This is a genomic window from Lentzea alba, assembly GCF_011067745.1.
Classification (GTDB): Bacteria; Actinomycetota; Actinomycetes; order Mycobacteriales; family Pseudonocardiaceae; genus Lentzea; species Lentzea alba.
The window spans coordinates 62,953-77,285 of sequence record NZ_JAAMPJ010000017.1 but is presented as its reverse complement, the minus strand read 5'-3'; the positions used below and the strand labels follow the sequence as shown (position 1 = coordinate 77,285).

Sequence of the window (14,333 nt, the reverse complement as noted above, 5' to 3'; positions counted from 1 at the left end):
TCGGAGTCACTGCGTTGAAGACTCTCAGCGACCTGCTCGCCGAGGGTGTCGCGGGTCGGCGCGTCCTGGTGCGCGCCGACCTGAACGTCCCCCTCGACGGAGACAAGATCACCGACGACGGCCGCGTCCGCGCGTCGGTGCCGACGATCAAGGCCCTCGCCGACGCGGGCGCCCGCGTGATCGTCACCGCTCACCTCGGCCGCCCCAAGGGCGAGCCGGACCCCGAGTTCTCCCTCGCTCCGGCCGCCGCTCGCCTCGGTGAGCTGCTCGGCTCCGAGGTCGCGCTGGCCGGTGACCTCGTCGGCGAGTCGGCGAAGTCCGTGGTCGAGGCGCTGACCGACGGTGGCGTCGTGATGCTGGAGAACGTCCGCTTCGACGCCCGTGAGACCTCCAAGGACGACGCCGAGCGGTCGGCGCTGGCCGACGAGCTCGCGGCGTTCGCGGACGCGTTCGTGTCCGACGGCTTCGGTGTCGTGCACCGCAAGCAGGCCTCGGTCTACGACGTGGCGAAGAAGCTGCCCGCGTACGTCGGTGGTCTCGTCGAGGCCGAGCTCGGTGTGCTGCGCAAGCTCACCGACGACCTGGAGCGCCCGTACGTCGTGGCGCTCGGCGGCTCGAAGGTGTCCGACAAGCTCGGTGTCATCGCGAACCTGCTGACCAAGGTCGACAAGCTGCTCATCGGTGGCGGCATGGCGTACACGTTCCTCAAGGCCCAGGGCCACGAGGTCGGCACGTCGCTGCTGCAGGAAGACCAGCTCGACCAGGTGCGCGGCTTCATCGCCGAGGCCGAGAAGCGCGGCGTCGAGCTCGTGTTGCCGGTGGACGTGCTGGTCACGGCCGAGTTCGGCAACGTCGAGCACGAGGTCGTCGCGACCGACGCGATCCCCGCGGACAAGATGGGCCTCGACATCGGCCCGCGCAGCCGCGAGCTGTTCGCGGCGAAGCTGGCCGACGCCAAGACCGTGTTCTGGAACGGCCCGATGGGCGTGTTCGAGATCGAGACCTACGCCGGCGGCACCCGTGCCGTCGCCGAGGCCCTGGTCTCCTCCGACGCGTTCACCGTCGTCGGTGGTGGCGACTCCGCCGCGGCCGTTCGCGCGCTGGGTCTGCCCGAGGACGGTTTCTCGCACATCTCCACCGGTGGTGGCGCCTCCCTCGAGTTCCTCGAGGGCAAGGTTCTCCCCGGTATCAGCGTTTTGGAGTCCTGATGGCAGCCCGGCTCCCGCTGATCGCGGGCAACTGGAAGATGAACCTCAACCACCTCGAGGCGATCGGCCTCGTGCAGAAGATCGCCTTCTCCCTCCCGGAGAAGTACTTCGCCAAGGTCGAGGTGGCCGTTCTCCCGCCGTTCGTCGACATCCGCAGCATCCAGACGCTGGTCGACGGCGACAAGCTGCTGCTGAAGTACGGCGCCCAGGACATCTCGCAGCACGAGTCCGGCGCGTACACCGGCGAGGTGTCCGGCGCGATGCTGAAGAAGCTGGCCTGCCACTACGTGGTGGTCGGTCACTCCGAGCGCCGCGAGTACCACGGCGAGACGGACGCGATCGTCAACGCGAAGATCAAGGCGGCGCTGAAGCACGAGGTCACGCCGATCTTCTGCTTCGGCGAGAAGCTCGACGTCCGCGAGGCCAAGGGCCACTTGGAGCTCGTCCGCCAGCAGCTGGAGGACGGTCTCAAGGGCTTCACGGCCGAGCAGGTCGCCAAGATCGTGTTCGCCTACGAGCCGGTCTGGGCCATCGGCACCGGCCGCACGGCTTCCTCGGCCGACGCGCAGGAGGTGTGCTCGCTGGTCCGCTCGTTCGTGGCGGAGAAGTACGGCGAGGAGACCGCGGCCGTCGTCCGCGTGCTGTACGGCGGTTCGGTGAAGTCGTCGAACATCGGTGAGCTGATCGGGCAGAAGGACATCGACGGCGCTCTGGTCGGTGGTGCCAGCCTCCAGGCCGACGAATTCACCAAGCTGTGCGCATTGGCTGCCGGCGGGCCTCTACCCTAAGTTGATCTGGATAAACCACTAACCCCACTGGTTGCACACGTTCGGCAGTCGAACAGGTACTCTATGGCGTCGGCTGCCTGACAGCGAGGAAGAAATGATCCTGTTCCTGCAGATCCTGTTGATCGTCTCCAGCGTGCTGCTGGTGCTGCTCGTGCTGTTGCACCGCGGCCGTGGTGGCGGCCTTTCTTCGCTGTTCGGCGGCGGCATGCAGTCGAGTTTGTCCGGTTCCTCGGTCGTGGAGAAGAACCTGGACCGCCTGACGCTCTTCGTCGGTGCGATCTGGGTCATCGCGATCGTGGGCATCGGACTGTTGATCAAGCTGCCTCCGTCAGTCTGATCAACCGTTCAGCGGCAGAAGCCCTTCGGGGCTTGGGGTAACCACTTGGTGGGGGTGTAACGGTCGATGTCCGGTGGTAACGCGATTCGCGGTACCCGCGTCGGCGCAGGCCCGATGGGTGAGTCGGAGCGCGGCGAGTCCGCGCCTCGTCGTCGGGTGTCGTACTGGTGCGCGAACGGTCACGAGTCCCGGCCTTCCTTCGCGGTCGACGCGGAGGTTCCGGAGAACTGGGACTGCCCGCGCTGCGGCCTGCCGGCAGGTCGTGACGAGCAGACGCCACCCGCGCCTCCGCGCAACGAGCCGTACAAGACGCACCTCGCGTACGTGAAGGAGCGCCGCTCCGACGCGGACGGTGAGGCGATCCTCGAAGAGGCTCTCGCCAAGCTGCGCCGTCAGCGCGAGGAGCCGTAGGGCTCACAGCACAACGCGAAAGGGCCGCCTCTACTGCGGAGAGGCGGCCCTTTCGCGTGTGTTCGAAGTGCACGCGGGGAGCTTTCGTTCGCACTGACAGTACGAAAGGGCCCCGCGTGCGGTCAGCGGCGCAGGCCGGCGAACTGGCGGCGGAGCATGGCGGCGCCTACGAGCAGGAAGAACAACAGCACCACGAGCGTGCTGGTGGTGCCGCCGGACGAGCTGGACAGCGTCACGTCGACGTTGCCGACCAGCGTGATGCCGCACTCGGCGCGCACCTTGTGCCGGCCCGGTTCGATGTTCGCGAACTTCACCGGTGACTTGAACTCGCCCTTGTCGTCGGCGGTCGTCTGGCCGACGTCCTGGCCGAGCGACTTCAGGGTGACGTTCGCGCCCTTGGGGCAGCCCGTGCCGGTCGCGGTCAGGTCGTCGCCGGGCTGGATGTTCTCCTTGTCGAGCACCAGCACGCCGTCATCGGCGTTGGTCAGCGCGTCGGTGGACGAGGGCGGGGTCTCGGAGGACGACGAGGGCGTGTCCGTGGTCGTCGTCGTGGTCACCGGGGGAGTGGTGGTGGTCGTCGTGACGGGCGGGCGCGTCACGGGCGGGTTGGTCACCGGAGGGTTCGTCACCGGGGGATTGGTAGTGGTGGTGACGGGCGGCCGCGTCGTGGTCGTGACGGGCGGCGGCACGGTCACGACGAACTGGTTGCGGGCCATGCGCTGGCACTCGTCGGTCGCGGTGAAGGTGTACGTGCCGACTTTGGTCCCGGCGGGGATGGTCGCGGTGACCGAACCGTTAGCCACCCACGGTGCGGTGGCCAGTACGCTTCCGCCCCAGTTGATGCGCATCGTGCCCTTGCATCTGATGAAGCCTGACCAGGTGAAAGTCGCACTTGAGCCCGCTGGGCCGCTGTTGGGGCTCGCGGTCACCGTCAGCTGTTGCTGCGCGGCCGCAGGTGTGGCGACCAGCACCGTAACACCGGCTGCTAATGCCACGAGTAAGCCTAAAGACCGCATTCCAACTCCCCGGATCAGAACCTAAGGTGCGCTAGTGAGACGTCGCATGGCCGGTGCAGGTTTACTGCTGTGGTGCGGAATTATGCTGCTGCCGTCAACGGCGTCCGCACAGGACGGGTCGGTTCTGCTCGAGGCCGATGTGGACGGTAGGCCGGTTGGAGTAGGAACGCTCGTGCTGGACCCCGCGCAGACCGCGAGGGTCTCCATCACGGTCCGCAACAACACGAACACCGTGCAGCGCGTGAAGACCGTGCGGATCAGCGGCACCGCGCTCGCGTTGACCTTCTTCACCTACGACACAACGGTTCCGTTCGACGTCCCGCCGAAGACCTCCGAGACGCGGTCGTTCCCGCTGGAGCCCACGGACCTGGGGTCGCAGGCACTTGGTCTCCTTCCGGTCACGGTCGAGGTCATCGACGTGCAACGGGACAGCATCGCGTCCGTCGGGACGACCGGGGACATCAAGGGCTCGTTGTGGTCCGTCTACGGGGCGTTCGGGCTGGGCGTGCTGGTGCTGACAGGGTTGTCGTGGGCCGGCGCGCTCATCGCTCTCGCGAGGCGGCGCCTGCCCGCGAACCGCTGGCAGCGGGCGATGCGGTTCCTGCCGGCCGGGATCGGGACCGGTCTCGTGGCGGTGATCTCGTTGTCAGTGCTGCGGTTGGTGGCGCCGTCGCCGACGGCCGAGATCCCGTTCATCGTGGGCGCCGCGGCGGCCGCGTTCATTCTTGGCTATGTGACACCGCATCCGGGTGGGCAGCAACCGTCCGAAGTGGATACCGTGAGGATTCAACGGTGACTTTGTCCAGTGTGGTCGCCGCGCTGCCGCAGTACGCCGTCGGCGAGCAGATCGGCGAAGGCGGGATGGGTGTCGTCTACGGCGGCATGCACCGTCAGCTCGGCAGGCCGGTGGCGATCAAACGGCTGCCGCACGCGGTGGCCGAGGACCCGCGCATGAGCGAGCGGTTCGAGCACGAGGCCAGGCTGCTCGCGCGCCTCGACCACCCGCACATCGTGCCGGTGTACGACTACGTGCGGCAGCAGGGCGAGCACCTGCTGGTGATGGAACGCCTCGACGGGGGCACGGTCTGGTCGCGGTTCGCGACGGACGGCCTCACGGCACAGCAGTCGTGCGGGATCGTGCTGGCGGCGCTGTCCGGTCTGCACGCGGCGCACGAGGCCGGCGTGCTGCACCTCGACGTGAAGCCCAAGAACCTGCTCTTCACCTCGAACGGTGTGGTGAAGGTGGCGGACTTCGGCATCTCCCAGGTGGTGTCGGAGGGTGCGACGCTCGTGACGCACGGCGGCGCTGTCCTCGGCACGCCCGCGTACATCGCGCCGGAACAGGCGATGGGCAACGCCCTGACGCCTGCCGCGGACGTCTACGCGACCGGCACGGTGCTGTACGAGCTGCTGTCCGGCGACCTGCCGTTCGAACGCGGTGGCGGGCCCATCGCGATGATCCAGAAGCGGGTCTTCCAGGAGCCGCGGCCGTTGCAGAACGTGCCGGAACCCCTTGCGGGCGTGGTGATGCGCAGCATCGCGCGGGATCCGAGCGCGCGGTACCGCAACGCGGAAACGTTCGCGATCGACCTGTCGGCCGCGGCGGGCCACCTGTTCGGGCCGGACTGGCTGACGCGCCTGGGCATGCCCGTGCACCTCGCACCGCAGGTGTCGGCGTCGGCCACGCGCCCGTCGTTGCGGCCGGTCGAACGCGACACCGTTTCACTTGCGCAGCAACCGATCCGCGCCACGCTGGTGGACCCGATCCCGGCCGCACGGCTCAGTGGCAGCAGCACGCTGGTGCCGGCCGCGTCGGTGATCAAGCCGCCGTCCACGCCGTGGGCGCTGTGGCTCGTGGCGGCGGTGGCGCTGCTGGCGATGGTCGTCGTGCCGTTCGTGACGACCGGCCGGCAGCTGGACGAGATCAGCCTCAACCTCGCGGATCCGGTGAAGGAGCAGGGAACCCAGCTCGTGGTGTCCCTCGCCGGGATCGAGCTGGCGAACGTGCCGAACAGCCCGGAAGGGTTCGTGCTGCCCGGCGCCACGCGGTGGATCGTCGGCGGCGCGGTGACGGCGTCCGTGGACGGCCGGGAGTTCCTGCTCGTCTCGAACCAGACGCCGTGGCTGAGCGTCATGGGCACCGGGTCGGCGCTGTTGCTGCTCTTCACGTTCGCCTACCTGGAGTCGAACCTGCGGGCGTTGCGGAAGCGGCAGACCGGGATGGCCGCAGTGATCGTGTCGGTGCCGCTCGGGTTCGGGCTCGGTCTGGCCGTGTGGCTGCTTGTGTCCGTGTTGCTGAAGCACGAACCGACGATGATGGTCGCGCTCACGTGCGGTGTGTTCGGCGCGGCGGCGGCGATCAGCGCGTCGCTGGCCTCTAAGCGCGCCTGACCGCCAGCTCGAACAGGTCTGCGAGCTCTTTCGCGTACTGAGTGACGTCGGTGTCCGGCCGGGCCATGAGCTCGGCCGGCGTGGCCTCCATCGCGGCGATCACCGACACCGCCATCACGCGCGGCGCGAACTCGCGGAACTCCCCGGCCTCCTGGCCCTCGCGGAACATGTCCTCCAGCTCGGTGAGCGTGCTGGCGTTCTGCGCGTCCGACCACTGGCGGGCCGCTTCGGCGTCCCGTGCGGCGTCCGCGATCTGACTGATCGCGATCAGCTCGGCAGGGTGCTCGGCGCAGTAGTGCACGAAACCCTCGATCAAGCCGCGCAGCGCCGCGGAGTAGCTCTCGGAGCCCTCGGTCCGTGAGCTGAGGGCCTGTTCCATCGAGTCGTGCACGGTCAGCATGACCTGCTTCATCAGTTCCTCGCGCTTGGCGAAGTGGTACGTGATCAAGCCGGGGCTGATGCCCGCACGCCGCGCGATCTGCACGAACGACGACTTCGCGTACCCGATCTCGGCGATCGTCTCGACGGTCGCCGCCACGATCTGACCGCGCCGGGCTTCCTCGATGAAGCTCCTCTTCTCCTGGCCGCCCGACTGATTTTCTGGTTGCATGACCAGTAGCCTAGTTGAGCAACTAGTCAGGGGGAACGATGATCAGTCGAAAGGTGTTCTTGAAGTCGGTCGCCGGTGCCGCGGCGCTGGTCGGTCTCGGGGGAGGCACCGCCTCAGCGGTCAGGCGACTGCGCGGAGGGGTCTGTTACGACACGGGGGTGCTGCACGCGGCGGGGGACCCGTTGAGTCGCGTGCGGTGGAGCCGTCAGCAGCTGGAACGTGAGATCGCGCTGATCGCGAACGACCTGCGGTGCCCGTCCATCACGGCGTTCGGCACCGACCTCGGCCGGCTCGCCGAGACGACGGACGCGGCCCTGCGGCACGGCCTGCAGGTGTTCGTCCAGCCCCGCCTCTACGACCACCCGCAGGAGGAGATCCTCACCCACCTCGCGGAGGCCGCCCGCACCGCCGAACGCAAGCGGCGCGGTGACAACATCAAGTTCGTCACCGGCTGCGAGCACTTCCTGTTCACGCCGGGCATCGTTCCCGGCGACACGTTCCTGGAGCGGCTCGAGAACATGGCCTCGATCCCGGAGGCCGAGTGGCCCGCGATCGTGCGGCGGTTCCGCGAGTTCATGGGCCGCGCGGTCGAGGTCGCCCGGCGGGAGTTCGGTGGTCGCATCACCTATGGCGCGGCCGCGGGCGCCGACGCGTTGTGGACCGACTGGTCGTTGTTCGACATCGTCGGCCTCGACTACTACGCGCACTTCGCGGCCGATGCCGAGTACACGACCGACCTCGACAAGTACCGGCGCTGGAACAAGCCGCTGATGATCCTGGAGTTCGGCTGTTGCACGTTCACCGGCGCGGCCGCGGCCGGCGGGATGGGCTGGGACATCGTCGACTACGAGGCCGACCCGCCCGTGATCAAGCCCGGATTCGTGCGCGACGAACGCGAGCAGGCCGAGCACGTCGCCCGCATGCTGCGCGTGTTCGGCACCCAGCCGGACGTGGAGGGCGCGCACCTGTACTCGGTCATCACGCCGGACTCACCGCACCATCCGACGTGCCGCGACCGTGACTACGACATGGCCTCGTACAGCCTGCTCCGCACGATGCGGGAGCGGTTCGACGACGAGAACTCGCCGTACCGGCTGGAGCCGAAGAGGTCGTTCTACGCCTTCCAGCGCTTCAATCGCTGACCGTTCGCTGCTTCGGGAACGTCGCGGACACGAGGAAGCCGCCCTCGTCGGTCGGCCCCGCGGAGAACTCGCCGCCGAGCAGCGCGGCGCGTTCGCGGAGGCCGACCAGGCCGTGGCCGCCACTGGGCAGCGGCGTCGACTCACCCGACGGGTCGGCCGCGGCCGTGTTGCGCACCTCGACGAGCACGTCGTCCTCGTGGGCGTCGATGAGCACGGTCGCGCTCGCCCCGCCGGCGTGCTTGCGGATGTTGGTCAGGGCCTCCTGCACCGTCCGGTAGACGGCGCCGGACACTGGTGCGGCGAGGTCCTCGACCGGGCCGTTGACCTGCACGGACACCTCGAAGCCCGCGTCGGCGGCCAGTTCGGGCAGCTCGTCGACGCCCGGCTGGTTGTCCTCGGTGGTGCGTAGGACGGACACGAGCTGACGGAGTTCGTCGAGAGTGCGCGTCGACAACATGCGGATGGTGCCCGCGACCTGTTTGTGCTCGGCGTCGGCCACGGCCATGCGCAGCGCACCGGCCTGCATGGCGATGAGGCTGACCTGGTGCGACACCACGTCGTGCATCTCGCGGGCGAGTTTTGCCCGTTCGTCCGCTCTGATGGCGTGCGCGTGCAGCACTCGCTCTCTCTCGCGTGACTCGGCCAGCTCGGCGATGCGGTCCGACAGTTCCTGACGGGCGTGGACCAGCAGCCCGATCGCGATCGGCAGGCCCGCCACCAGGAAGCCGTAGATGGCCGAGTGGAAGTGGCCCGACGCGGGCCGGTCGATCAGTTCCTGCGGTGGCCAGGCCACGAACCGGCAGAGCCACACCAGGGCGGCCGCGAGGCCCGTCTGCCAGCCGCCGACGTAGCGGCGGGCCACCGAGTACAGCGCGATCATCGCGGCGAGCTGCGACCAGCCGACGAAGAAGCCGGGGATGGTCAGCAGGAGCGTGATGAACGGGAACCGGCGGCGCAGCAGCAGCGCGGCGACCGCGACCCAGTTCAGCCAGACCTGGTAGCTCTCGATCGGGGGGAGGTCCGTGCTGGGGTCGGCCTCCATCCACAGCCCGAGCAACCACACGTCGAGCACGGCGAAGAAGATCAGCACGACGTCGGCGAGGACCTCGCGGTAATCGACGCGCGACCGGCGGGAGCCCGCCGCCGTCCGTGCCGGCCGTCTGGCCGGGAGCAGCGTCGTGGTCAGGATCCGACCTCCCCTGTGAGCCTTCCGATCCTCACCGTACTGCGCGTATGCGGCGGTTGGCATTGGCTGCCCCTTTACCCCGACCTGCCCCGTCAGGGGGTAAGACGCCGTTGCACGCGAATCTGTACGGGGCTCGGCTCACATATGTGCTACCGCACACGCTCGGGTGAGCGCGTGCGGTAGTCACGGCACCACTAAGGGCACGTCTTCCACGCGAAGTGGTAGGTCGTTTCGAGGTTGCCGTCGGTCGAGTCCATCGTCATGAAGCTGGTCGTCGTGGTGGTGTCGGACGAGCCGGGGTAGACCCGGAGCTCGGTGTTGATGTTGAAGTTCCGCTTCTCGCCGCACGGGGCGAAGACGATCGCGGCCACCTCGGTCGTGTCGGTGGCCTGCCAGTCGTCGCTGACGGGGCCGTTGTACCGGTGGGCGATGGATTCCGTCTGGGACATGCCCTGGAAGTAGTAGTTGGCCTTCTCGATCGCGTAGGCGCCGCGCTCCAGGTGTGCGAAACCTCTGTAGTCGGCTTGGGCGACGCCGTAGGTGAAGCCCTGCGGCACGTTGACCCGCAGGTTGAGCTGGCAGTTCTTGCGCAGGTCGGTGGGCTTCGCGCCGACACCGATCTGGGCCAGGTAGTCGCTGTAGGTCACGGTGAAGGCCTTGTTGTCCTCGGACACGGCGACCGCGGCGGTGCCGGCCGGGCAGCCCGAGCCGTTGATCGTGACGATGTCGATCGTGATGTGGTCGGGCGGCGGCGTGTCGTTGGGCGCGCCGGGCGGGATGATGATGGACGAGGCCAGCAGGGCGGCAGCAACCGCGTGGAGCATGGGGGACCCTTTCCGACGCATCTCGCAGGGTGGGGTGGCGGCGGTGGTGGAGAAGGTGACGACTGCCTTTGGAAATCAGCAGCGCTTCCACGAGAAGTGATGCAGGGTGCGCACTTCTCCGCGCTGGTAGTCCATCGTCATGAAACTGTTTGTATTGGCATCCGAGGTACCTTTGTCAACTCGCAGAGCGCTGTTGACGTTGAGATTGCGCTTCTCGCCGCACGGAGCCCAGATGATCTCCGAGAACTCGGTTCGATGAGTGATCGACCAGTTGTCGTCGAACGGCCCGTTGAAGGAGTGCTTCCACGTCGTGGTCGCTGATTGACCTTGGAAGTAGTAATTCACCGACTGATGCCCGATCGCACCGCGTTCGAGGTGCCCGAAGCCCGCGTAGGTCGCTTCCGCGATGCCGTACGTGAAGCCCTGAGGGATGTTGATCTGCAGGTTGAGCTGGCAATTCTTCCGGAATTCGGTCGCACCGGCACCCTTGCCGGCCTGGGCGAGGTAGTCGCTGTAGATCACCCAGAACGAGGTGTTGTCCGGTGCGACGATCACTTCTGCGGTGCCCTGCTTGCACCCGGAACCGTTCACCGTCACCACGTCGATCGTCACCCGTTCCGAAGGAATCGTGGCGGCGTGTGCGGGTGCGGACGACAATGTGAACAGCACGGCCAGAGCGGCTGCTGCCGTCGCTTTACGCATGAAGTTGGCCTTTCCTGGTGCCTCTTTCTCAGCGTGGAGCGGCAGCGGTGCCGCGAAGGTTAGCGCAGACCCACAACCAATGGTGTGATCCAAATGGCCCATGTCATCCTGATGGAGCAGTTCGTGAAGAATTACCAGAAATAGTTGACGACCTGGTGCTGAGGAAACGAATGAGTTCCGGCATACTGACGCGCATGTCGCAAGCTGGTCTGGTGCTCGTGGTCGAGGACGAGGACCCCGTGCGGAGGTACACCGTCAGCCTGCTCGAGGAGCTCGGTTTCAGCGTCCTGCAGGCGAGCGACGGCGTCGAGGCGATCGTGATCCTGCGCGAACGCAGCGCGGAGATCAGCGCGATGCTGCTCGACCACAGCATGCCCGGCCTGTCCGGGGAAGAGGTGCTCGCTCAGGTGGAGCACGAGGGCCTGACCGTGCCGGTCGTGCTGACCAGCGGGTACGACCGCACGTCGCTGGAGCGCCGGTTCGCGGGCCACCAGATCGCGGAGTACCTGCAGAAGCCGTTCCGGATCGAGGCGCTGGACCAGGCGGTTCGTCTCGCCGTGGCCAAGCGCGCTCAGGCGTCCTGAACCAGGAGCTCGCGGACGCGTTCGAGCAGCTCGCTCTCCACGTACGGCTTGGTGATCAGCACTTCGTCGTCGAGGACCTCGTCGGTCGTGTAGCCGGACATGTAGATCACCGCGGGCGCCGCGCCGGTCGAGCGCAGCAGCCGGACGAGTTCGGGGCCGCCCATCTTCGGCATCACGACGTCGGTGAGCACGAGGTCGATCGTGCTGCGGTGCGCCGTGGCGAGCTGCAGCGCCTCCTGTCCGTCGCTCGCCTCGATCACCGCGTAGCCCGCGGTCTCCAGCGACCGGCGGGCCATGATCCGCACCTGCGCGTCGTCCTCCACGAGCAGCACGGTGCCCGCACCCTGATGTGACGTCGTGCGGCGCGGGCACGGTGCTTCCGGCGTGCCGTCGCGTTCGTACGGCACGGGCAGATAGACCTCAACGGTCGTGCCGCCGCCGACGGTGCTGATGACCTCGATCTGCCCGCCGGACTGCTGCACGATGCCGAACACCGTGGACAGGCCGAGTCCGGTGCCCTTGCCGACGGGCTTGGTGGTGAAGTACGGCTCGAACACCTGCGCCCGCACGTCCGGCGCCATGCCCGTGCCGGTGTCCTGCACGCGCATCACGACGTACTCGCCCGGCCGCACGCCCACGATCCGGCCCGTGTCGCCGGCGCCGAGCGTGGCGTCCTCGATCGAGACGATGAGCTTGCCGCCGTCGGGCATCGCGTCCCTGGAGTTGACCGCGAGGTTGAACAGGATCTGCTCGACCTGGCCCGCGTCCGCCCACACCTGTGCCACGTCTTCTGGCAGGTGCATCTCCAACTCGATGTGGTCGCCCACGAGCGTGCGCAGCATCGAGTGCACTTTGGTGAGGTTGCGCTTGAGGTCCAACGACTCCGGGTGCAGGACCTGCTGGCGGGTGAACGCGAGCAGCTGCCTCGTGAGGTTCGCGGCCCGTTCGCCCGCGTGCCGTATGTCCTCGATCGCCGTGCGGCGCGGGTCGTCCTGAAGAGTGCGTCGCAGCAGCATCTCGCTGTTGCCGTTCACGACCGTGAGGATGTTGTTGAAGTCGTGCGCGATGCCACCGGTCAGCCTGCCGATGGCCTCCATCTTCTGCGCGTGCCGCAGCTGTGCCTCGGTCTCGCCGACGCGTTCCTCCAGTCGTGCGCGCGCGTCCTTCAAGTCCTGCATCAGACGGATCGTGCGCAACGCACTGCTGAGCTGCTGCTGCACGGCCTCGTAAATCCAGCCGGGCTCCGGACCCTCCTCGAAGATCACGTACCCGAGGTCTTCCTCGTCGGTGTAGAGCGGGGCGATCAGTGAGCTGAAGGGCTGGTCTCGCCGGAACGGGTACGGCGTGAGGTTGATAGCGGGGAACGGGGTGTCCGGGACGTCTTTGAGCTCGTTGTCCTCGTACCGGACGAGCGCGCGCGCCGTGCCTGGAGTGTCGTACGCGACGACGTGACAGCCGGGGATGCCGAGCCGTGGGAGTTCCTCTGCCAGTGCGTCGGTCAGCTCGTCCACGTCCCGTGACGCGATGAGTCGTTGCCCGGCTTCACGCACCGTCTGGTCGTGACGCTCGTGCGAGAGGTACTTGAAGCGTGCGTCCGTGGCGAACGCATCGCCTACAAGGAGCTGCACGCGCAGCCACAGGTCGTTGATCAGTGTCGCGTCGCTGATCCGTGCCGTCACGAACCGATGCAGGTCGAACAGCGGTGGCCACCACCGCTCCGGTTCGCACCCGGCGCGCGCGCTCGCGCGGATGTACTCGGCCAGCAGGTTGAGGAACTCCGCGCCCTCGACCTCACCGCGCCCCGCCGCCATCAGTTCGACGATGAGCTGTTCGGCCCAGCCCTCGGGAAGCGCGGCCTGCAGCGGCCCGAGCGAGTCGCGCAGGTGGTCGGCCACGGTGGACGCGGTAGCCGACTCGGAGATGTTCAGCCGGCCGTGCGCGGGAGCGTGGTCGCCGAGCCCGGACGGCAGACACCCGCACGACCGGCGCACGATCAGTTCGGTCGGCATCATCTGCCGGGAAACCGTGGGCTCGCCCCGCACCAGCGCGAGCGCCAGCTCCGCGGCCCGGAAACCCATCTCGTGGAACGGCGCCCGGACGGTCGTGAACGCGGGCGTCGCCGCGTCGATGTTGACCTCGCGCTGCACCCTGGACGTCCCACCGCCGGCCAGCGCCAGGTAGCCGAGGTCGTGCGTGCGGACGTTCGTGTGGTTGTCATATCCGACGACGGCAACGTCTTCCGGCGTGCGGAAGCCCATCCCCTCCAGCGCGGACACGACCCCGATCGCGTAGTCGTCGTTGGCGGCGGCGATGGCGTCCGGCGGCACCTCGACGTTCGCGATCATCTTGCGCACCGACTCGGCCGCGCCGTTCGGTTCCCAGATGAACGAGCCCGGCGTCGTGACGAGCGAGGGATCGAACGGAATCCCGTGGTTGCGCAACGAATCCGCGTAGCCCAGGAACCGTTCCCGGGCGCCCGCATGCGTTTGCGGCCCCCTGATGAACGCGATCCTGCGCTTGCCGTGCACCTCGATGAGGTGGTCGACGGCCTGCTTCATGCCGTCGCGGTTGTTCATCAAAATCGTTGGCCACTGAGCAAGGCCTGTCTCAACGCTCACGATGGGCATGGGCGCGTACCGCTTGACGTACTCCTCCATGCCGTCGGACCCGACGAGCTGCCCCACGCGCGTAGTCCACACAACGAGCGCATCGATCCTGTTCAGCGAAATCAGGTCGTAGACCGTGTTCGCCCGACGCTTGTACAGCTCCGGATGGTCCAGTTCGCTGCCCACGAAGCACACGAGGTCGCAACCGAGGTGCTGAGCCCCGTCGCTGACACCACGCCACTGCTCGCCCGCGAGCTCGATCAGCGGGCCAGCGGTGATCATCCCGATGGTGGGACGTCGCTTCGCACTGCCGTTCGCCACAAAACCCCCGCTACTCAACGCGTTTCGGGATGATACGCGTTGTCGGGGGGAATGCCTGCCGTGTTACCTGGGCGACTGGTGAACGCCGTGCTGGCCACCCGGCTGCCGATCGTCGCGCTGGAGGAACTGCTCAGGTGGATCTCGTGAACGCGTTGTACGGACTCGCGCGCAACCCGGCGCTCCCGCCGGCGAACCCGTCGTTGCCGG

Annotated in this window: 14 protein-coding genes; 8 read left to right on the top strand and 6 right to left on the bottom strand. The window is 67.7% G+C overall.

Features of this window, described 5'->3' with window-relative positions; genetic code table 11:
• Positions 1-14 precede the first annotated feature (14 nt).
• From G7043_RS42880 to G7043_RS42865, 4 genes are all read left to right on the top strand, one after another.
• Positions 15-1,208, top strand: coding sequence for a phosphoglycerate kinase (locus G7043_RS42880; protein ID WP_166054611.1), 1,194 nt, complete (start codon positions 15-17; stop codon positions 1,206-1,208).
• Positions 1,208-1,996, top strand: a complete 789-nt coding sequence (gene tpiA / locus G7043_RS42875; protein ID WP_166054609.1) for a triose-phosphate isomerase — start codon at positions 1,208-1,210, stop codon at positions 1,994-1,996. Before G7043_RS42880 ends, tpiA begins: the two co-directional genes overlap by 1 nt.
• A gap of 94 nt (positions 1,997-2,090) precedes the next feature.
• Positions 2,091-2,333: a preprotein translocase subunit SecG gene (gene secG / locus G7043_RS42870; RefSeq protein ID WP_166054607.1), complete on the top strand. Its 243-nt coding sequence runs from the start codon at positions 2,091-2,093 to the stop codon at positions 2,331-2,333.
• Positions 2,334-2,399: 66 nt separating this feature from the next.
• Positions 2,400-2,744 carry an RNA polymerase-binding protein RbpA gene (locus G7043_RS42865; protein WP_030470277.1) on the top strand — a complete coding sequence of 115 codons (345 nt, stop codon included), beginning with the start codon at positions 2,400-2,402 and terminating at the stop codon, positions 2,742-2,744.
• A 122-nt stretch (positions 2,745-2,866) separates the two neighbouring features.
• Here G7043_RS42865 and G7043_RS49025 read toward each other — a convergent pair whose 3' ends face one another.
• Positions 2,867-3,547 (bottom strand): hypothetical protein, encoded by a 681-nt coding sequence (locus G7043_RS49025; RefSeq protein ID WP_242643310.1) that lies wholly within the window; start codon positions 3,545-3,547, stop codon positions 2,867-2,869.
• Positions 3,548-3,932: 385 nt separating this feature from the next.
• On the opposite strand from G7043_RS49025, the gene G7043_RS42855 reads away from it, so the two are divergent.
• Both G7043_RS42855 and G7043_RS42850 read left to right on the top strand, forming a co-directional pair.
• The gene (locus tag G7043_RS42855; protein WP_313888366.1) at positions 3,933-4,556 is read left to right on the top strand and encodes a hypothetical protein; all 624 of its coding nucleotides are present in this window, start codon (positions 3,933-3,935) and stop codon (positions 4,554-4,556) included.
• Positions 4,553-6,151 carry a serine/threonine-protein kinase gene (locus G7043_RS42850; protein ID WP_313888365.1) on the top strand — a complete coding sequence of 533 codons (1,599 nt, stop codon included), beginning with the start codon at positions 4,553-4,555 and terminating at the stop codon, positions 6,149-6,151. The genes G7043_RS42855 and G7043_RS42850 overlap by 4 nt, the downstream gene beginning before the upstream one ends.
• Here G7043_RS42850 and G7043_RS42845 read toward each other — a convergent pair.
• The gene (locus G7043_RS42845; protein WP_166054603.1) at positions 6,138-6,761 is read right to left on the bottom strand and encodes a TetR/AcrR family transcriptional regulator; all 624 of its coding nucleotides are present in this window, start codon (positions 6,759-6,761) and stop codon (positions 6,138-6,140) included. The two genes, G7043_RS42850 and G7043_RS42845, sit on opposite strands and share 14 nt — an antisense overlap.
• Positions 6,762-6,799: 38 nt before the next feature.
• Between G7043_RS42845 and G7043_RS42840 the strand changes: the two genes are divergently transcribed.
• Positions 6,800-7,903, top strand: a complete 1,104-nt coding sequence (locus G7043_RS42840; protein WP_166054601.1) for an abortive phage infection protein — start codon at positions 6,800-6,802, stop codon at positions 7,901-7,903.
• On the opposite strand, the gene G7043_RS42835 is transcribed toward G7043_RS42840, so the two are convergent.
• The 3 genes from G7043_RS42835 to G7043_RS42825 form a co-directional block, all read right to left on the bottom strand.
• The gene (locus G7043_RS42835; RefSeq protein WP_166054599.1) at positions 7,893-9,152 is read right to left on the bottom strand and encodes a sensor histidine kinase; all 1,260 of its coding nucleotides are present in this window, start codon (positions 9,150-9,152) and stop codon (positions 7,893-7,895) included. The two genes, G7043_RS42840 and G7043_RS42835, sit on opposite strands and share 11 nt — an antisense overlap.
• Before the next feature lie 131 nt (positions 9,153-9,283).
• A complete protein-coding gene (locus G7043_RS42830; protein ID WP_166054597.1) occupies positions 9,284-9,913 on the bottom strand; it encodes a DUF4360 domain-containing protein in 630 nt (209 codons plus the stop codon).
• Between the two features lie 75 nt (positions 9,914-9,988).
• Complete coding sequence (locus G7043_RS42825; RefSeq protein WP_313888364.1) at positions 9,989-10,717, bottom strand: DUF4360 domain-containing protein; 729 nt, start codon at positions 10,715-10,717, stop codon at positions 9,989-9,991.
• Positions 10,718-10,809: 92 nt separating this feature from the next.
• Between G7043_RS42825 and G7043_RS42820 the strand changes: the two genes are divergently transcribed.
• Entirely contained in the window at positions 10,810-11,199 is a 390-nt protein-coding gene (locus G7043_RS42820; RefSeq protein ID WP_166054595.1) for a response regulator, read from the top strand.
• On the opposite strand, the gene G7043_RS42815 is transcribed toward G7043_RS42820, so the two are convergent.
• Positions 11,187-14,087, bottom strand: coding sequence for a substrate-binding domain-containing protein (locus G7043_RS42815; RefSeq protein ID WP_166054593.1), 2,901 nt, complete (start codon positions 14,085-14,087; stop codon positions 11,187-11,189). The genes G7043_RS42820 and G7043_RS42815 overlap by 13 nt on opposite strands.
• Between the last annotated feature and the right edge of the window lie 246 nt (positions 14,088-14,333).

What these genes read in the sequence shown, in the direction of transcription:
- secG (WP_166054607.1), top strand. Translation starts at nt 2,091, where the DNA reads ATGATCCTGTTCCTGCAGATCCTGTTGATCGTCTCCAGCGTGCTGCTG.
- G7043_RS42865 (WP_030470277.1), top strand. Translation starts at nt 2,400, where the DNA reads ATGTCCGGTGGTAACGCGATTCGCGGTACCCGCGTCGGCGCAGGCCCG.
- G7043_RS42840 (WP_166054601.1), top strand. Translation starts at nt 6,800, where the DNA reads ATGATCAGTCGAAAGGTGTTCTTGAAGTCGGTCGCCGGTGCCGCGGCG.
- G7043_RS42820 (WP_166054595.1), top strand. Translation starts at nt 10,810, where the DNA reads ATGTCGCAAGCTGGTCTGGTGCTCGTGGTCGAGGACGAGGACCCCGTG.
- tpiA (WP_166054609.1), top strand. Translation starts at nt 1,208, where the DNA reads ATGGCAGCCCGGCTCCCGCTGATCGCGGGCAACTGGAAGATGAACCTC.
- G7043_RS42845 (WP_166054603.1), bottom strand. Translation starts at nt 6,761, where the DNA reads ATGCAACCAGAAAATCAGTCGGGCGGCCAGGAGAAGAGGAGCTTCATC.
- G7043_RS42830 (WP_166054597.1), bottom strand. Translation starts at nt 9,913, where the DNA reads ATGCTCCACGCGGTTGCTGCCGCCCTGCTGGCCTCGTCCATCATCATC.
- G7043_RS42825 (WP_313888364.1), bottom strand. Translation starts at nt 10,717, where the DNA reads ATGGGCCATTTGGATCACACCATTGGTTGTGGGTCTGCGCTAACCTTC.
- G7043_RS42815 (WP_166054593.1), bottom strand. Translation starts at nt 14,087, where the DNA reads ATGATCACCGCTGGCCCGCTGATCGAGCTCGCGGGCGAGCAGTGGCGT.
- G7043_RS42835 (WP_166054599.1), bottom strand. Translation starts at nt 9,152, where the DNA reads ATGCCAACCGCCGCATACGCGCAGTACGGTGAGGATCGGAAGGCTCAC.